This window comes from Paramagnetospirillum marisnigri (assembly GCF_001650715.1).
Taxonomy (GTDB): domain Bacteria; phylum Pseudomonadota; class Alphaproteobacteria; order Rhodospirillales; family Magnetospirillaceae; genus Phaeospirillum; species Phaeospirillum marisnigri.
This window is the reverse complement of record NZ_LWQT01000038.1, coordinates 111344-130274: the sequence shown is the minus strand read 5'-3', so window position 1 is coordinate 130274 and position 18931 is coordinate 111344. Positions and strand designations below refer to the sequence as shown.

At 66.3% G+C, this 18931-nt stretch carries 14 protein-coding genes; 10 read left to right on the top strand and 4 right to left on the bottom strand.

Annotated elements, in window-relative coordinates:
• The 6 genes from A6A04_RS03760 (at position 1) to A6A04_RS03735 (ending at position 5422) form a co-directional block, all read left to right on the top strand.
• A complete protein-coding gene (locus A6A04_RS03760; RefSeq protein WP_068490056.1) occupies positions 1 to 2121 on the top strand; it encodes a hybrid sensor histidine kinase/response regulator in 2121 nt (706 codons plus the stop codon).
• 26 nt (positions 2122 to 2147) lie between these two features.
• Positions 2148 to 2516, top strand: coding sequence for a response regulator (locus tag A6A04_RS03755; RefSeq protein ID WP_068490054.1), 369 nt, complete (start codon positions 2148 to 2150; stop codon positions 2514 to 2516).
• 3 nt (positions 2517 to 2519) lie between these two features.
• The gene (locus A6A04_RS03750) at positions 2520 to 4205 is read left to right on the top strand and encodes a diguanylate cyclase (RefSeq protein WP_068490051.1); all 1686 of its coding nucleotides are present in this window, start codon (positions 2520 to 2522) and stop codon (positions 4203 to 4205) included.
• On the top strand, positions 4202 to 4720 hold the full coding sequence (locus A6A04_RS03745; RefSeq protein ID WP_068490048.1) for a chemotaxis protein CheW: 519 nt from the start codon (positions 4202 to 4204) through the stop codon (positions 4718 to 4720). Before A6A04_RS03750 ends, A6A04_RS03745 begins: the two co-directional genes overlap by 4 nt.
• Positions 4717 to 5082: a hypothetical protein gene (locus A6A04_RS03740; protein WP_068490046.1), complete on the top strand. Its 366-nt coding sequence runs from the start codon at positions 4717 to 4719 to the stop codon at positions 5080 to 5082. The genes A6A04_RS03745 and A6A04_RS03740 overlap by 4 nt, the downstream gene beginning before the upstream one ends.
• 136 nt (positions 5083 to 5218) lie before the next feature.
• Complete coding sequence (locus tag A6A04_RS03735) at positions 5219 to 5422, top strand: hypothetical protein (RefSeq protein ID WP_068490044.1); 204 nt, start codon at positions 5219 to 5221, stop codon at positions 5420 to 5422.
• On the opposite strand, the gene A6A04_RS03730 is transcribed toward A6A04_RS03735, so the two are convergent.
• Complete coding sequence (locus A6A04_RS03730) at positions 5406 to 6044, bottom strand: hypothetical protein (protein ID WP_068490042.1); 639 nt, start codon at positions 6042 to 6044, stop codon at positions 5406 to 5408. The two genes, A6A04_RS03735 and A6A04_RS03730, sit on opposite strands and share 17 nt — an antisense overlap.
• A 415-nt stretch (positions 6045 to 6459) precedes the next feature.
• Here A6A04_RS03730 and A6A04_RS03725 point away from each other — a divergent pair, with 415 nt between their 5' ends.
• Positions 6460 to 8133, top strand: a complete 1674-nt coding sequence (locus tag A6A04_RS03725) for a sensor histidine kinase (protein ID WP_068490040.1) — start codon at positions 6460 to 6462, stop codon at positions 8131 to 8133.
• Between the two features lie 151 nt (positions 8134 to 8284).
• A complete protein-coding gene (locus A6A04_RS03720) occupies positions 8285 to 9964 on the top strand; it encodes a sensor histidine kinase (protein WP_156612456.1) in 1680 nt (559 codons plus the stop codon).
• Here the strand turns inward: A6A04_RS03720 and A6A04_RS03715 are convergent.
• The 3 genes from A6A04_RS03715 to A6A04_RS03705 form a co-directional block, all read right to left on the bottom strand.
• Positions 9961 to 12507 carry a penicillin-binding protein 1A gene (locus A6A04_RS03715; protein ID WP_068490036.1) on the bottom strand — a complete coding sequence of 849 codons (2547 nt, stop codon included), beginning with the start codon at positions 12505 to 12507 and terminating at the stop codon, positions 9961 to 9963. The genes A6A04_RS03720 and A6A04_RS03715 overlap by 4 nt on opposite strands.
• A gap of 98 nt (positions 12508 to 12605) precedes the next feature.
• Positions 12606 to 12932: a hypothetical protein gene (locus A6A04_RS03710; RefSeq protein WP_068490034.1), complete on the bottom strand. Its 327-nt coding sequence runs from the start codon at positions 12930 to 12932 to the stop codon at positions 12606 to 12608.
• A gap of 1 nt (position 12933) precedes the next feature.
• On the bottom strand, positions 12934 to 14604 hold the full coding sequence (locus A6A04_RS03705) for an N-acetylmuramoyl-L-alanine amidase (protein ID WP_068490032.1): 1671 nt from the start codon (positions 14602 to 14604) through the stop codon (positions 12934 to 12936).
• Between the two features lie 495 nt (positions 14605 to 15099).
• Between A6A04_RS03705 and A6A04_RS03700 the strand changes: the two genes are divergently transcribed.
• Positions 15100 to 17838, top strand: coding sequence for an Rne/Rng family ribonuclease (locus A6A04_RS03700; RefSeq protein WP_068490030.1), 2739 nt, complete (start codon positions 15100 to 15102; stop codon positions 17836 to 17838).
• A gap of 60 nt (positions 17839 to 17898) precedes the next feature.
• Positions 17899 to 18819 (top strand): ArgK/MeaB family GTPase, encoded by a 921-nt coding sequence (locus tag A6A04_RS03695; protein WP_068490028.1) that lies wholly within the window; start codon positions 17899 to 17901, stop codon positions 18817 to 18819.
• Positions 18820 to 18931 lie beyond the last annotated feature (112 nt).

The window sequence follows — 18931 nt, the reverse complement described above, 5'->3', positions numbered from 1 at the left end:
ATGGCGCTGGATATCAAGCGGTTCACCGCCCGCTTTGTCGATGAGGCCCGCGACCATCTGCGCAAGGTGGAAGACGGACTGGCGATCCTGGATGCCGATCCCACGGATTCCGAGACCGTCAATGCCATCTTCCGCTCGGCCCATACGGTCAAGGGCTCGTCGCGGATGCTGAAGCTGGTCCAGATCACCGAAACCGCCCATAAGGTGGAGGACGTTCTGGGCGCCCTGCGCGAAGGCTCGCTGGCCTGGACCCCCGACCTGCGCCGCCTGCTGCAGCGCGGCATCGACGCCCTGGGAGCCCAGGTGGACATGGTGGCCGAGGGCGGCCAGCCGAGCGAACCCGACCCCGCCCTGTGCGCCGCCCTTGCCGCCGTCCTGGGAAACGCGCCGACAGAGCCCGCGTCTGCTCCCCAGCAGCCCGCCGCCCCCTCTGCCGCGCCAATCACCGAGGCCACGACGCCCGCCGCCGCGCCGCCGCCCGAAGTCCGGCTCAAATCCGCCGACACGGTGCGGGTGCAATTGACCAAGCTGGACGAGTTAATCCGCCTGATGGGCGAGGTGGTCTCCAGCCATGCCCGCCTGCGCCAGCGTCTGGTGGATATCCGCCAGATCGAACGCGACACCCAGGACCTGGGCGAGCAGGCGCAGATCACCGGCTTCGCCCGCGACCTGCGCGAGGATGTGTTCTCGCAGGAACTGCTCATGGACGAGTTGCACGCCAAGGCGCTGGTCATGCGCATGCTGCCCCTGGCCATCGTGCTGGAACCGGCGGCGCGGCTGATCCGCGATCTCGGCCGCTCGCTGGGCAAGGACGTGGAATGCGCCGTGGTCGGCACCGAGATCGAGCTGGACCGCCAGTTGATCGACCGCCTCAACGATCCCATCGTCCATCTGCTGCGCAATTCTGTCGATCACGGCATCGAGGATGCCGCCACCCGCAAGGCGGCGGGCAAGCCCGCCTTTGGCACCATCCGGCTGGGTGCCCGCCAGGATGGCGGCTGGGTGGTGGTGGAAGTGGCCGACGATGGCGGCGGCCTGCCGCTGCCCGCCATCCGCGACAAGGCGGTGCGCAAGGGCCTGGTGACGGCGGAACAGGCCGCCGCCATGCCCGATTCCGAGGCCATCGACCTGATTTTCTCGCCCGGCTTCAGCACCAGTTCCATCATCACCGAGGTCTCGGGACGCGGCGTCGGCATGGACGTGGTCAAGCGCACCATCGTCGATGACCTGCAGGGCGTGATCGGGGTGGAAACCGTGCCGGGCAAGGGCACCACCTTCTTCCTGCGCCTGCCTCTGTCCCTGGCGGTGATGCGGGTGCTGGTGGTGTCGGCTGGGGGCCAGAGCTTCGGCTTCACCGCGCAATACGTGGCGCAATTGCTGGAATTGCCGCCCACGCGGCTGCTCAGCGTGGCCGAGCGCGACGCGGTGGTGATCGACAACGAGTTCATTCCGGTTGTTTCGCTGGCGGGAGTGCTGGGCCTGCCCGAGGGGCGCCCGCTCAGGAACACCCTGCTGCTGGTGGTCGTCAGGGTCCGCAACGAGAAGCTGGCGCTCAGGGTGGACGAACTGCTCGACGAGCGCGACATGGTAATCAAGCCGCTGCCCGAACATCTGCGCCATCTGCCCCTGGTGGCGGGAATGGTGATGACCGGGCGCAACACCCTGGTCAGCGTCCTGCACGCCCCGGTGCTGCTGGATATGGCGCGGCGTGCCCGCACCCCGGCCGTCCAGGCGGGAACCGGCAACCAGCCCGCCGCCGTGCGGGTGCTGGTGGTGGACGATTCCCTCAATACCCGCGAGATCGAGAAGGACGTGCTGGAAGCCCACGGCTATGTGGTCACCCTGGCCGAGGACGGCCTGGACGGACTGCAGAAGGCGCGGGCGGGCGATTTCGACGCCGTCCTGACCGATGTGGAAATGCCCAACATGGACGGGTTCTCGCTGACCGCCGCCCTGCGCCAGGAGGAACGCTACCGCGAGCGCCCCATCATCATCGTGACCTCGCGCGAGAAGGAAGAGGACAAGCGGCGCGGCATCCAGGTCGGTGCCGACGCCTATATCGTCAAGGGCGACTTCGACCAGAGCAGTCTGGTGGATACATTGCGCAGTCTGTTAGGGTGAAACGGCCGGAAAAGGGCGGGCGAAGCATGCGTATTTTGGTGGTTGACGACGATGCCATGGCGGGCGAGATGACCGGCGCGGTCCTGGAAGATGCCGGGCACGACGTGGTGATGGTGGAGAACGGCATCGACGCCACCGAGGCCCTGTCCGAACGCGGCCCCTTCGATCTGGTGGTCTCGGACATGAACATGCCGCTGGTCAGCGGCATCGACCTGTTCCGCAATTTGCGCGACCAGGGCGAGGGCATTCCCTTCATCCTGCTGACCGGCGACGAGCCCGGCCCGCTGCTGGCCGAGGAACCCCGGCTGGACGGCTGCCTGACCAAGGACTTCACCCTGGAGACCTCGCTGATGGAGGCCATCGCCGCCGCCCTCGCCAAGCACGGGAAGACGTAGACCATGGAGGCACGCAAGCCCACCCTGCGCGAGAAGGTCCAGAAGCTGCGCCTGACCTTCCTGGGCAAGGTCCCCGACACCGTCGCCCTGGGCCGGGAATTGAGCGGCCGCCTGATGCTGGCCCCCCGGGAGCCCGGCATCCTGGACGATCTTTACCGCATCTTCCATTCCTTCAAGGGAACCGCGGCCTCGTTCGGCCTGGAGGAGATCAGCAGCCAGGGCGCCACGGGCGAGGAGGTCATCCTGGCCTTTCGAGCCCTGGACGACGATGCCCGGGTGATGGCGGTCTCGGCCAGCGTCGCCGAGATGGACACCCTGCTCGCCCGCATCCTGGCCCTGGCCACCGAGGCGCTATCCACCGAAAGCCAGCAGGCCACCCAGACCCCGGCCTTCGACCTGAGCGTGAACGGCGCCAACGAGGGGCCGCGCAAGCGCATCTATATGTGCGACGACGACGAACTGGCCGCCGAGACCCTGGGGATGCAACTGAGCTGCTTCGGTTACGCCGTGGTCAACTTTTCCTCGCCCGACGCCCTGCGCTCGGCGGTGATGTCCAATCCCCCCGACGCCGTGATCATGGACATCATGTTCCCTGGCGGCGGTCATACCGGCACCGAGGCCATCACCAGCCTGCGCCGCGAGATGCCCAAGCCGCCGCCGGTGATCTTCGTCTCGGCCCGGCGTGATTTCGACGCCCGCCTGCGGGCGGTGGTGGCCGGGGGGCATGCCTATTTCCCCAAACCGATCCGGGCCATCGAACTGGTGGAAACCCTGGACAACATCACCTCGCGGCGCGAGCCCGAGCCCTTCCGCATCCTGGTGGTGGACGACGAGCCCGAGGTGGCCGAGTACCACAGCCTGATCCTGGAAGAGGCGGGCATGACCACCAGCCTGCTGCACGAACCCAGCGGCATCCTGGAGGCGCTGGCCGAGTTCCGGCCCGATCTGGTGCTGATGGACATGTACATGCCCCAATGCACCGGGCGCGACCTGTCGCGGCTGATCCGCCAGATCCCCGACTTCATCAGCCTGCCCATCGTCTTCCTGTCAAGCGAGACCAACAAGGTGACCCAGGTCTCCGCCATGCGGGTCGGTGCCGAGGCCTTCCTCACCAAGCCGATCCAGCCCGAGGACCTGATCAGCGCCGTGGCCATCCGGGCCGAGCGGATGCGCACGCTCCGCTCGCTGATGGTGCGCGACGGCCTGACCGGGCTGTTCAACCATACCTTCCTGGCCCAGTACCTGGAGACCACGCTGGCGGCGGCACGGCGTGAGAATGGCAAGGTCTGCATGGTGATGATCGACGTGGACTTCTTCAAGACGGTCAACGACACCCACGGGCATCCCATCGGCGATCAGGTGCTGGTGGCGCTGGCGCGGCTGCTGCAGCAAAGGCTGCGCACCACCGACCTGATCGGGCGCTATGGCGGCGAGGAATTCGCCATCATCATGCCGAATGTCAGCCTGAAAGAGGCACTGGGCATCATCAACGGCCTGCGCGAGGATTTCTCCCGGCTGAAATTCCAAAGCGGCGACCAGACATTTTCCTGCACCTTCAGCGGCGGCATTTCCCGCTTCCCCGAGATATCCGGCGAGCGGCTGGTGGACGCGGCGGACAAGGCGCTTTACGAGGCCAAGCGCGGCGGGCGCAACCGGATCGAACTGGCCTCCCTGGAGCCGCTCCCATGAGCGATAGCGATCCTTCCCTCGAACAGATTCTCGAAGCCCGCCGGGGCGAGGCCCGGGCCATCGTCAATGTGGACGAGCCGCAATTGAAGCTGGTGGTGTTCACCCTGGACGGCGACTGGTTCGCCTTCCTGGGCGACAAGGTCCGCGAAGTGCTGCCCGACAGCCCGGTCTTCTATCTGCCCGGCTGCCCCGGATCGCTGGAAGGCGTCATCAATGTGCGCGGCGATATCGACTCCGTCGTCAATCTGCGCGCGGTGATGGGCTATGCTCCGGCGCTCACCCAGGACAATTCCCGTATCCTGCTTTGCCTGGGCGCGGACATGCGCAGCGGCGTGCGCGTCGACAGCGTCGAGGAGGTGATGGACATCCCGCAAAGTCGGTTGCTGGCACCGCCCCATACCATCGCCGAAAATCGCAGGCCCATGGTACTGGGCATCGTCGAATTCGGCGGCCATCTGGTGACCCTGCTGGACCTGGAACGCATTTTCACCGACTACCGGGCCGGTCTGGGATGACGGCGGAAGCTTCTCTGGCGGTGGTGACCTTCGTTGCCGCCGGAACCCGCTTCGCCATGCCGAGCCGTCAGGTTGCCGCCATGCACCCCCTGGACGGCATCGTTTCCACCACCCCTTCCATCGAGGACCTGCTGGGCCTGCCACGCGAAGCGGCGGCGGGGTGCTTGCTGGTGCTGCGCCTCAAACAGGGCGAGGTCGCGATCCAGGTCCCGGGCGAGGTCGGTCTGCGTGAGCTTGCCGCCGAGACCATTCATCCGCTTCCCCCCTTGGTGGCGGCATGTTCCCGGATCGCGGGACTGGCGGCATTGGCCGTTGATCCCGATGGCGTCATCCTGCTGGTCGAACCCGCCCGCCTGGGATAGCCCAAATGTTCCATGACACAACATTTGTGCATGGCAGCAATTTCGCATGGCCGGAATGTGAACTTCAGGAACCACTTTCGCCGTGAATACGGGCAAAAGAGACCCATGCGGGAACGTGCCTTATAGGAGATCGGCAATGCCGAAGTTTCTTGTTTCCATCACCCGGGAGCCGGCCAAGCCGGAAGTTCTTGAGGTCAGCGCCGATAACGCGGACGAAGCCCGCTGGATCGCGCTTTCCAGCTGCGGATACTGGAAGGATGTCGGGGGCTGCGATGCCACGGTGACGCCGCTTGCCTCCGCCAGCGACGACAAGGCGGCCGGTCTCAGGAGCGCGGCGTAGCCTCGCCTCGCTTCGCCTTGCGATACCGGAGCAGCAGCCAGCCGCCCCCCAGGCAGAAGGCCCCCCCCGCCAGGGTGGCCACGCCCCCAAACAAGATGAAGGCGGCGTAGAAGACCTCGATGCTCCTGTCGGTGTTGGCCATGCCTTGCCAGACGGATTGGGCGGTGAACAGGCCGCTGCCGAGCAGGACCGGCCCCCCGATCCCCAGCAGGACCAGTCCCGCCACCAGACCGCCATGGGATGGGGAGTGAACGCCGCGGGATGGGGAGTGAGCGCCGCGGCATTGCCGCTCCAGCATTTCCAGCCGATGGCGCAACACCATCCGGAACCGCCACGACCCGGAAAACACCGGCAGGGTCGGGTGCCGCCGTCCGACGGCGGCGATGGCGTGCTCGACCAGGGCCGGATCTCGCCGCAGCGCGCCGACAATCTCGGCCTCGGCCCGTTCCGGCTGTTGCTGCCTTGCCTCGGCCATCAGGCTGTCCAGCGCGGTCTCGGCCAACGGGCTTCGCAGCCGTCGCGCCACGATACGCAGCAGGAGAATCAGCAGGGCAATCCCCGGCAGCAGCCACAATACCGGCAGCAGTACCGAAGCCTGGAGAAGCGGCAGGAACTCGATCATCAGCGGACTTCCTCGGACATTTACCCATTCGGCGCAGAGCTGGCCATCAACATTAGCAAAGATACAATACAAGACTAAGGTTATATTTCCCGCTTGGCCTTTGGCGCCATCCAGCAGCAGACGCGTCGATCCGGGAAATTGCCTCCAATATCGAGGAAATGGCGGCCCGGCCCGACAAGGTTTCCGGTACCATTCGGGTGATCTGGAGCGCCCGCTAATCGGCTTCGACCGTGGACGGCCTGCCGGATGAAACCGCTGGATTCCTCAGCCGTCTCCACGGTTGAGACAGGCGGTTGTTGGCGGATTCCCTGATCAAGGGAACCGCCCGGTTGGCCGCTTGCCCGTTCTCCCCCGCGCACAAATGGTGTAGGCTTATGGGGTGAGTTTTAAACGGTGCAATTGGGGGGGAGCAACCGTGGTGGCCTTGCGACTGGGGGTATCGCGATGGCGTGCGGTCGCTTTGCTGGCCTTCGTCAACCTGTTGGTCCTGGCCCTGGCCTGGGTGGCCTTGGACGCCAGCTACCGCCAATACCAGGACCGGGCCGAGGTGAGCTCCCGGAACACCAACCGCCTGGTCTCGCAAAGCATCGCGGGCGATATCGACTATATCGATCTGGCGCTTCGCTCCGTTCTGGATGAAGTGGAACGCCTGCGCGGGACGGGGATCGCCAACACCCCCCATGAACTGGAACCCTTCCTCACCCGTCTGCAGTCCCGCCTGCCCATGGCCGACAGCGTGCGTTTTGCTGATCCGTCAGGCAATATTGTCGCGGGTTCGGGGGGCGTCCCGCCGGGAATCTCCGTCCTGGATCGCGACTATTTCCTGCAATTGCGCGACAAGCCGGGAACCGGCTTCGCCATTTCGCAGCCGATCCTGGGACGGGTGAGCAGCAAGTGGGTGCTGATTTTCGCCCGCAGGATGGATCTGCCCGGAGGCGGCTTCGGCGGCGTTGTCTTTGCCCCGGTCACCATCGATTGGTTCGAGCGCAAGTTCAACGACCTGGAAGTCGGCCCCAAGGGAACCGTGGTCATGCGCGGCGACGCCAGCCGGGAATTCGATCTGCTGGCCCGTTTTCCCCATGCCGGTTATGTCGGCCAGACCAAGGTCTCCGACACCTTCCGCTCCCGGATCACCGCCAACCCCAAGGGTGGCACCTATCAGGCGGTGGCGGGAGCCGACGGCATCAACCGTACCTTCTCGTATCAGCCCATCGCCAATTACCCGCTGATCACGCTGGTGGGGCTGGCAACCGAGGACTATCTCGGGGAATGGCGCCACGAGGCGGTGAAGATCCTGGCCCTGGCCGCCGCCTTCCTGGTGGTCACCAGCCTGGGGGCCGTCGGGTTGCTGCGGACCTGGCGGGCCTTGGAGTGGCGGACCGAGGAACTGGCCCGATCCAATGCCGATCTCGAACAGTTCGCCTATGTCGCCTCCCACGACCTGCAGACTCCGCTGCGCAATATCACCGGCTATGCCCAGTTGCTGGCCCGACGCTACAAGGGGCGGCTGGATAACGACGCCGACGAGTTCATCGACTTCATCGTCGGCGGCACCAAGCATTTGTCCACCATGATTCCGGACCTGCTGAATTATGCCCGCGTGTCCACGTCTCCGCCGGTACTGCTTCCCGTCGACCTTGAAGAGGTCGTCGCCGCCGTCCAGGCCAAACTCGCCCCCTCCATAGAGGCGGTGGCGGGCCAGATCACCATCTCGGGCCGCCTGCCCAAGGTCCTTGCCGAACGCCACCAGATGGAAAGCCTGTTCCAGAACCTGATCGAAAACGCCCTGACCTATCATCATCCCGACCGGCCGCCGCGCATCGAGATCGCCGCCGAACCCGGGGAGCGGTCCACTTGGCGCATCGCGGTGCGTGATGACGGCATCGGCATCGAAGCGGATTACTTCGAGAAGATCTTCGTCATCTTCCAGCGCCTGGAGCCCATCAAATTCCCAGGGGGAACCGGCATCGGGCTGGCCTTGTGCCGCCGTATCGTCCAGCGCCTTGGCGGCACCATCTGGGTCACCTCGCAACCGGGCCAGGGCACCACCTTCTTCTTTACCCTGCGCGACGCATCACAAGCCGCCTAGACGCATCAATCAAGCCAGTTGAATACACATTCTCGTTCCTATCCAATACGGATAAGATTCTGATTCTTCACTGCCATGGCAGGAGGCGGGGCTGGCAGAAATCAACGCGGAGCGATTGCGGCGCTCCATCGCCATATATTCGGCTGCGGTTATGACGGCCATTTGCCTGGTCATTACCGGCGCCAGTGTGGGGCCACTGGCAATCACCCTGCGCGATGCCGCCTATGGCTCCCTCGGCCACATGGTCGAATTGAAAGCCATGGCCGCCGAGGAGTTCCTGTCACGCGGGCGAGGCTTGGCGCAACAGATCACCAGCCGCACCGTCATCCGCGACAAGCTGGCGGAATACCACGACGGCAGGATAGACCTTGCCTCGGTCTCCGACTTCACCCGCGACAAGCTGCTGGATGCCCTCAACCTGTCGGCCGAGTTGATGGGCATCGTTCGCCTGGGGGCCAAGGGCGAACTGGTGGTCGCCATCGGCCAGAAATTCGACTGGTCCCACGCCGCCCTGCCGGGGCCGGACTCGAGCCGTCCCATCATCACGCCGCCCATGGTCATCGACAACCTGCCCTATGTGGTGGTGGCGGCCCCCATCATCAGCCGCGGTGGCCAGCGGCTGGGAACCGATCTGGCCCTGATCGACGCCCGTCGGCTGGTTGGTATCCTGCGAGACGAAAGCGGCCTGGGCACTACCGGCGACATGGCCATCGTCTTGACGCAAAGCCCGCCCCAATTGCTGATCCCGTTTGGCCGCGATCGCATCCAGGCGGGAGCGCGCCTCGCCCAGGACGATCCCGTCAGCCGCATCGCCGCCGCCGCGAACGGCCAGCAGACCCGCTTCGACGCCACCAGGGACCCCATCCTGGTCGCCACCCCCATCCCCGGGACCGAATGGGCCCTGGTGATGCGCATGGACAAAGGCGAGGCAACCGCCTCGGTCGATACGCTGGTCCTGGTGGTGACACTGTCGGCCATCGGCTTGGCCATGGCCGGAGTCATCGGTCTGTTGCTGGTTTTACGTCCCTTGACGGGGGGCATCATCGTCCAGACCCAGGACATGCGGCGCCAGATCGACGATCTGGAGCAAGCCAAGGCCGAATTGCAGGAAAAGAGCAAACAGCTGGCCCTGTCCAATGCCGATCTGCAGGAATTCGCCTATGTGGCGTCCCATGACCTGCAGGAACCGCTCCGCATGATCGCCAGCTATGCCCAATTGCTGGAGCGCCGTTACAAGGGAAAGCTGGATTCCGAGGCCGTTGAATTCATCGGCTTCATGGTGGACGGCGTCAACCGCATGCAGGCCATCATCCTGCATCTGCTGGAGTATTCCCGGGTCGGCGGCAAAGGCCATGCCGTGGTCGAATTCGACAGTTCGGAGGCGGTGTCACAAGCCTTGGCCAATCTGGCCATCGCTATCAAGGAGAGCGGCGCGGTTATAACGGCGGACTCGCTTCCCGTCATCCATGCCGATCGGCTGCAATTCACCCGCCTGATCCAGAATCTGGTCGGAAACGCCATCAAGTATCGCCATCCCGACCGCCCCCCCCGCATCACCCTCGCCGCCGAACGCCAGCAGTCGCAGTGGTGCTTTTCCGTGGCCGATAACGGCATCGGCATCGAGCAGCAGTATTACGACCGCATCTTCAAGCTGTTCCAGCGCCTGCACCCCCGCGGAAAATACGAGGGCACCGGCATTGGACTGGCCATTTGCCGCAAGATCGTCGACATCCATGGTGGAACCATGTGGGTGGAGTCGGTTCCCGGCGAAGGATCGACCTTCTATTTCACCCTGCGCGATGAGCCCGACGCCGCCGAGCAAGCGTCCTAATACAGCCCACCCGCCGATGGCGCCGGGCCGACCGCCGCCGGTGGCGGCATCGGCTGTCCGCCGGCCCCGGCCGGAACACCGCCCTGGGGCGACACGGCCGAGGCCGCGCCTTCCTCGGTGCCGAGATAGGGGGCGAAGCTGAAACCGCCATCCAGGGTTCCGCCGCCTTCCAACACCTCTTCCTCGTCGCCGGGCATGCGGTCGTCGCCCTTGAAGGCCTCGTAGATGGTCTTGGGATCGCCGGGCATGGCGGGCTTGCCGGTGGTGGCGTTGACCCGGACCAGCCGCACGCCCGGCGGCACCCGGAACGGGGTCGGCGGCTTGCCCTTCAACGCTTCCGTCATGAAATCGCGGAAAATGGGGGCGGCGATGGAGCCGCCGGTTTCCTTGGGCCCCAGGGAAGCGGGGTCATCGAAGCCCACGAACACCCCCACCGCCAGATCGGGCGAGAAGCCGACGAACCAGACATCGTTGGAATCGTTGGAGGTGCCGGTCTTGCCCGCCAGGGGCTTGCCCACCGCCCGGATGGAGGTGCCGGTACCGCGCTGGACCACGCCTTCCATGATATTGACCATCTGATAGGCCGAAACCGGGTCCACCAACTGCTCGCGGATATCGGGCAGCACCGGCATGTCCTGCCCCGAGAAGCGGCTGGCCGAGCAGCCATCGCAAAAGCGCAGGTCGTGGCTGAAGATGGTCTTGCCGTTGCGGTCCTGGATACGGTCGATCAGGGTCGGGCGCACCTTCTTGCCGCCGTTGACCAGCATGGCATAGGCAGCGGTCAGCCTGAGCGGCGTGGTCTCGCCCGCGCCCAGCGCCATGGACAGCTGGCGGGGCAGATTGTCATAGATGCCGAAGCGCTGGGAATAGTCGGCCACCTTTTCCATGCCGATGGCCTGGGCCAGGCGCACGGTCATCAGGTTGCGCGACTTCTCGATGCCGACGCGCAGCGTGGTCGGCCCCAGATAGTCGTCACTGTAGTTCTTGGGCCGCCACAGGGGCAGGCCCGGCCCCTGGGGCAGGGCGATGGGAGCATCGAGGACCAGCGAGGAGGGTGTATAGCCGCTTTCCAGCGCCGTCAGATAGATGAAGGGCTTGAACGACGACCCCGGCTGGCGCAGGGCCTGGCTGGCGCGGTTGAACTGGCTCTTGCCGTAGGACCAGCCCCCCACCATGGCCAGGACTCGGCCGGTATGGGGATCGATGGCCACCAGGGCGCCCTCGACCTTGGGGACCTGACGCAGGGTATAGGTGTGGGCGGGATAGGCCTTGCCGTCGTCGGCCTTCTCCACCGGCTCCACCAGGATCACGTCGCCCTGGCCGAAGACGTCGCCGGGGCGATGCGGCATGGGGCCATAGGCCTGCTTTTCCAGGGTGGGCCGCGCCCATTTCATCTCGGCGAAGGGCAGCTTGCCGGTGCGGTTGCCGACTAGGCCCAGGGTGACCTCGTGGTCGTTGAGGCCGATGACCACGGCGGTTTCCCAGGTTTCATTGGCGCCACCGGGCTTGGCCACCCCGGCCAGCAGTTGCGGCCAGTTGTTGGAGACCGGAATGCGGGTCAGCGGACCACGATAGCCATGGCGGCGGTCATAGGCGGCCAGTCCCTGGCGCAGCACCTTCGATCCCACCGCCTGAAGCGTGGCGTCCATGGAGGCGCGCACCACCAGACCGCCCTTGTACAGCGCCGATTCGCCGTATTTGGCGGCCAGTTCGCGGCGGATGTCCTCGGCGAAGTAGTCGGCGCCCTGGGTCGCCTGCATCTCCTTGCGCGACCGCACTTCCAGGGCGGCCACCACATTGGCCTGATACTCGGCCTGGGTGATCTTGCCGTCCTCGAACATGCGGCCCAACACCCAGTCACGGCGCTCCTTGGCGGCCTGATAGTGACGATGGGGGTTGTAATTGTTGGGGGCCTTGGGCAAGGCGGCGAGATAGGCGGCCTCGGCCGGGTTCAACTCGTCCAGGCCCTTGTCGAAATAGTTCAGCGCGGCGGCCGCCACGCCATAGGAGCCGACGCCGAGATAGATCTCGTTCAGATACAACTCCAGGATATGGTCCTTGGAGAAGGTGCGCTCGATGCGCAGCGCCAGGATGGCTTCCTTGACCTTGCGCTCGATGGAGACCTCGTTGGTCAGCAGGAAATTCTTGGCCACCTGCTGGGTAATGGTCGAGGCGCCCACCGGGCGGCGGTCGGCACCCTTGCCCCGGTTGCGCAGATTGACCACGATGGCGCGCGCGATGCCCACCGGGTCGATGCCGGCATGGCTATAGAAATTCTTGTCCTCGGCCGAGAGGAAGGCGTCCTTCACCGTCTGGGGAATGGCCTCCAGCGGGACGAAGATGCGCTTTTCCACCGCGTACTCCGCCACCAGCCGACCATCGCCGCCATAGACGCGGGTGGTGATCGGTGGCTCGTAATGAGCCAGCTGGTGATAATCGGGCAGGCCCCGGCCGAAATGCCAGAACACGAACAGAGCCCCACCCGCCGCCACGATGGCCAACAGGATCAGCAGGGAAATCATGCCAAGAAAGAAGCGATACATCGCGAGACGGGGTCCGATCGACTCCGGCAGGCCATCGGCCGGTCTGGCCCCGGTGGTAGCTTGTCCGCCCCGCCGCCGTCAAGTGGAGAGCGGTTAAACTACTCCACCCGCGCTCCCGGAGGGCAGGCGATGCGGCTGCTCTTGGTAATGGCGACGGTATGATTGGGCGGCAATGTGCGCAAAATCCGCTGGCGCGCCCGCTCCTTGTCCTGCTCGTCGGGGGGAGGCCCGGCGGTGGTGACGACGATGGTGCCGTAATCCGCCTTCAGGTTGTAGTCCTGCCAGCGATAGACCACCATCCAGCAGGCCGGTTCCGGCCGGGGACAGGTCAGGCACAGATTGTCGGGCTTGGGACCGGCCTCGGCGGCTCCCGCCTGGGTCAGCAGGACGGTGGCGGCGGCCAGGACGACGAGGCGCAGACCCATTCTAAGGCCGCTTCGCCTTCAGCGACGGCGGGAAATAGCGTTCCACCGCCTTGGCCATGGCCTTGGCCAGCCGCGCCCGGTACTGGGGCTGGCGCAGCTGCTTTTCCTCGAAATCGTTGGACAGATAGCCCATCTCCACCAGCACCGCCGGGACGTCCGGGGCCTTCAGCACCGCGAAACCGGCGAAACGGTGGGTATTGCCCAGCAGGTCCATTTCCTGGCCGACCTCGTCCACCAGTTCGGTGGCGAATCCGGCCGAGCGGTTCATGGTCTCGCGCTGGGCGAGGTCGATCAGGATGCCCGCCACATCAGGGGATTCATGGCTGAGATCGACACCGGCGATCAGGTCGGCCTTGTTTTCCTTTTCCGCCAGGGCCTGCGCCTCGGCGTCCGAGGCGTTCTGGGACAGGGTATAGACCGACAGGCCCCTGATCTGGGGATTTTGCACCGCGTCGGCGTGCAGCGAGATGAACAGGTCGGCGCCCTGTTGCCGGGCCAGGGTGACGCGTTCGCGCAATCGGATGAAGACGTCGCGGTCGCGGGTCAGGTGGACACGATAGCGCCCGCCCTTCTCCAGCGCCGTCTTCAACTCGCGCGCCATGGCCAGGGTGATGTGCTTTTCATAGATGCCCGAGACACCGATGGCACCGGGATCGACACCTCCATGGCCGGGATCGATCACGATCACCGGCACGCCATCCTTGGCCTTGGCCGCACCGCTTCCGGCGGTGGGGGGAGCCGGATTGGGAGCGGTCATCACCGCCTGGGTGACCGGAGCCGGTTGCGGCGCCGCCACAACCGGTTGAACCGGCGGCGGGGCGGAAACGGGCCGTTCGGGCGGCGGCGGCATGGGGGCCGAGATCATGGGGGCGCCGCGTTGCGGCCGTTCCAGCGGCCGCGCCAACGGCATCGGCGCCGCGGCTGGCGGAGCGGCGGCGACGGGCTCGGCCACGGGCTGGGGCTGAGGCTGGGGCTGGGGCTGGGGCTGGGCCGCCACCGGCATCGGCACGGCGGGCGGGGGGGCCGGGAGGGGCGCCACGGCCGCAGCCGAGGCATTGGGACTGGTCAGCACGATCTTGGAGGCGGGGCGATCGCTCGCCACCTGAACCGGCATGGCGGTTTCTGCCACGGCGGGGGGCTCCTCGACCATCGGCGGTGGCGCCTTGAGCACGGGCGGGGCCTTGGCGGGCGTCGTCTTGGCAACGGCCTGACGCGGGGCGGGGGGGCGCAGCACCGGCGCGGCCCCATCGGCGGCGGCCTGGAAGGCCTCGTGGGTGGTCTCGGCCAAATCCACCACCAGGCGCCAGCCCATCGTGTCACGCGGCGGGATCAGGAAGGATGACTTGACCAGGGCGGGCTTGCGCAGATCGAGAACGATGCGCCCGTTCTCGGCCCGCATGCCGTTGACAGAGCCCCAGGGCTTGGCGATGCCGGGTGTTCCGACCCAATCGACGCCGGGGGCCTCGATCACCACCCGATAGGGATCGAGGCGGGTGGAGACCTTGAAGTCGATGGACTCCGACAGATCGACCACGAACCGGGTAACGCCCTCGCCATGCAGTCCCAGACGGGCTCCGGAGGCCGAGGCCGCCCAGGCGTCGCCCATGGCGGCGGCCAAGGCCGCAACCATCGAAATCGCCAGGACCAGGGCTTTGGGGAGCTTCAGACTCATGGGTTCCCAACTCTGCGGCCGCCAACGGCCCGTCCCTGACAGCTATAACGCAGAGAAAGACTCAAGCTCAACCCAAAAGTCATTGATTCAGCAGACTCTTCACAGTGCGAAGGGGACGGATATTCCTCATCTGAAGGCCCCGTCAACAAGATCGTTGTCGAAACCCCCGGCTGCGGCTATTTTGGCAGACCATGAGCTTGCAATACCCGAGCGTCCAATCCCGGACGGTGGTAAAGCGCCCGCTTCGCACCTTGTGCGACCCTACGGCGACTGCCACGTCTCGGCCTGCGAAGCCAGATTTGAATTCGAAGCCGGGCGTGACGCCCGCGATCAGGTTTATCGCCACCATGATGCCCATCCAAGAGAACAGGATTGTGGACTCGCTTTCAGGCGGACCTTGCGGTCGCGCGTTCCCGCGCGCCGGCTTCGCTGGATCAGACTGCCGCTCGCATGCGCCCAGCGCGTCGCGGACGGCACCACGGAGATATGGATTTAATGGTCAAGCGTATGTTGATCGATGCCACCCACCCGGAAGAGACCCGGGTCGTGGTGGTCAATGGGACCCGCCTGGAAGAACTGGATGTTGAGACATCCACCAAGCGGCAGCTGAAGGGTAACATCTATCTGGCCAAGGTGGTGCGGGTCGAGCCCTCGCTCCAGGCCGCGTTCGTCGAATATGGCGGTAACCGCCATGGTTTCCTGGCCTTCAGCGAAATCCACCCCGACTACTTCCAGATTCCGGTGGCGGACCGCCAGGCCCTGCTGGCCGCCCAGCGCGCCGAGGTGATGCGCGAGGCCAGTGGCGAGCGCGACGACGCCGAACCGGTGGGCGAAGGCCATCTTGCCGCCGAGGCGGTGGCCGAGACCGCCGATGCCGGCGCGGTGGAGGAGGCCCCCACCGAGTCCGGCGAGGCCGAGGGCGCCGAATCCGGCCCGCGTGAGCGCAAGCGCCATGTGGAAACCGTGGGCGGCGACGACGATGCCGAGGCCGAGCGCCGCCGGGCGCGGCTGCTGCGCCACTACAAGATTCAGGAAGTGATCAAGCGCCGCCAGATCATGCTGGTGCAGGTGGTCAAGGAAGAGCGCGGCAACAAGGGCGCGGCTCTCACCACCTATCTGTCGCTGGCCGGTCGCTATTGCGTGCTGATGCCCAACACCGCCCGGGGCGGCGGGGTGTCGCGCAAGATCGTCAATTCCACCGACCGCCGCCGCCTGAAGGCCATCGCCAACGAGATGGATATTCCCGACGGCATGGCGGTGATCATCCGCACCGCCGGGTCGGAACGGTCCAAGACCGAGATCCGTCGCGACTACGAATACCTGCTGCGCATGTGGGACTCGGTGCGGGAACTGACGCTGAAGTCCAGCGCGCCAGACCTGGTCTACGAGGAAGCCAGCCTGATCAAGCGCTCGATCCGCGACCTTTACGCCCGCGACATCGACGAAGTGCTGGTGGATGGCGACGAGGGCTATCGCCTGGCCAAGGACTACATGCGCATGCTGACTCCGTCGCATGCCAAGAAGGTCCAGCCCTACAAGGACCCGGTGATGCCCATGTTCCACCGCTATCAGGTGGAAGCCCAGCTGGACGCCATGCACAGCCCGACGGTGCAGTTGAAGTCCGGCGGCTACATCGTCATCAGCCAGACCGAGGCGTTGGTGGCCATCGACGTCAATTCGGGTCGCGCCACCAAGGAGCGCCATATCGAGGAGACGGCGCTGAAGACCAATCTGGAGGCCGCCGACGAGGTCGCCCGCCAATTGCGCCTGCGCGATCTGGCCGGATTGATCGTCATCGACTTCATCGACATGGAGGAGAACCGCAACAACAACGCGGTTGAACGGCGCCTCAAGGACGCCCTGAAGAACGACCGTGCCCGCATCCAGGTGGGCAAGATCAGTGCCTTCGGCCTGCTGGAACTGTCGCGCCAGCGGCTGCGCCCGTCCCTGCAGGAAACCACCTTCAGCCCCTGCCCCCATTGCGCCGGCACCGGCCTGGTGCGCTCGGTGGAATCCGCCGCCGTGCATGTGCTGCGCGCCATCGAGGAGGAAGGCATCCGCCGCCGCTCCTCCGAGGTCACTGTCTATGTGTCCTCCGCCATCGCGCTCTACATCCTCAACCAGAAGCGCGGCGCCCTGGCCGCCATCGAGGAGCGCTACGAGTTCAGCGTCTTCCTGAGCGGCGACGACACCCTGATTCCGCCGAACTTCCGCATGGACCGGGTCAAGGCGGAGTTCCGCCCTGACGAGCCCGCGCGGGCCGCCATCGGTGTCGATGACCCCGCCATGCGGAGCATTCCCGCTGACGACGAGGACAAGGACGAGGTCGAGGAAGAGGACGACGAGGCCGAGGACAAGGAGGAGAGCCCCCGTTCGGCCGAGGCTGGCCGTGGCGAGAGCGATACCGATGCCAATGGTCGCAAGCGCCGCCGCCGCCGCCGCAAGAAGCGCCGTCCCGAAGACGGCGCCATCGGCGAGGACGAATCCTCCGAGCGCAAGGCCGAGGACGCCGACGGCGAGAGCGAGGGCGAGGGCGACGAGTCCGATGACGCGGACGACTCCGAGGACGGCGACGAAAACCGGGCCGAGGGCGCCGAGGGTGCCGATGGCGAGCAGCCGCGCAAGCGCCGCCGGGGCCGCCGGGGTGGCCGCCGCCGCCGCCGCCGCGACGGCCAGGATGGCGTCGAGGGTGCCGAGGGCAGCGAGGACGCCGAGGGCGCCGAAGCCGCCGAGGAAAGCGAGGACGTGACCCCGACGGCCACCGCCCAGGATGATACCAGCCCGACATCCGAGGCTGTCGCCGAGACGGATGCCGCCGCCGAGGCGGGCGCCGAACCGGTTGCCGAGGAAAAGCCCAAGCGCAAGCGCGCCCCGCGCAAGAAGGCCGAGCCCTCTGCCGAAGCGGTTGAAACCGCTCCCGAGGCCGCCACGCCCGAAGCCGCCACTGGGGAAAAGCCCAAGCGCAAGCGCGCCCCGCGCAAGAAGGCCGAGCCCGTGGCCGAGACTGCCGCTGTCGCGGCTGAACCGGTCGAGGACCCCGAACCGGCGGCCGTTGCCGCCCCCGAACCGATCACCGAGCCGCCGGTGGCAACGCCCGAGCCCGAACCGGCTCCGGAGCCCGCTCCCGAGCCCGTGGCAGCGGAACCGGCTCCGGCCGCTCCCGAGCCCGCCCCCCAGCCGCCGGTGCCCGCGGGTCCGCCGCGCCGCGGCTGGTGGAACCGCCTGATGTCCTGATCCTTCGTCCCCTCCCGTCCCCGGACGGGAGGGGCGAACCTCGACCGGGGGGATGCCGCCATGACGCTCGACGAGATACGGCAAGGGGGCAAGCCCGCCCTGGCCCGCGCCTTGGCCGAGTTGGAACGCGCCCCCGACGCCCCCGCGACCATCGCCTTGCTGGACGCGGCCCATGCCGCCCCCATCGCCCATGTGGTCGGCATGACCGGTCCACCCGGCGTGGGCAAATCCACCTTGATGAATGCCCTGATCGCCGCCTGGCGGGCCGATGGCCGCCGGGTCGGCTGCATCGCCGTCGATCCGTCATCGCGGCGGTCCGGTGGCGCCCTGCTGGGCGATCGGACCCGCTTGACCACCGACCCGGAGGATCAGGGCATCTTCGTCCGCTCCATGGCGGCCCGCGACCGCCTGGGCGGATTGTCCGCGCTGACCGTGTCCGCCATGGTCCTGATGCGGGCCTTGTTCGACATGGTGCTGATCGAAACCGTGGGCGTCGGCCAGTCGGAAACCGATGTGGTGGGCGTCGCCGATACGGTTCTGTTCTGCGTCCAGCCGGGATCAGGCGATTCCTTGCAGTTCATGAAGGCGGGGATCGCCGAAATCCCCCACCTGGTGGTGGTGACCAAGGCGGATATGGGCGCCGCCGCCCAGCGCGCCCGCGCCGACGTGCTGGGGGCGCTGAGCCTGGGCGGCGAGGATGGGGAGGCGGGCTGGACAGTCCCGGTATTGATGGTATCCTCCAATAAGCGAGAGGGCATAGACGCCCTGATCGTCGGTATTGATTCCCACCTGGCCTTCCTCGCCGGGGAGGGTCGGTTGTTGCGCCATCGCCACACCCAGGCCGAGGCCTGGCTGGAGGAGGCGGTGCGCGAACGTTTCGGCCGAGAAGGCATCCGCCGGGCTCCCGATCTCAGGCTGCCGGCGGGAGTATCGCCGTTCGGACGGCTAGCGGAAGTCAGTACCCATCTAAGGATTGATTAAAAGTGCCAGTTTCCATCGCAGATATTGACAACACGCGGGAAATTGGCCGACCATCTGTCGGCTTTTGTTAGGGGGAAACGTGCCCTCGTCCGCGGTTGCATTGCCAGGGACC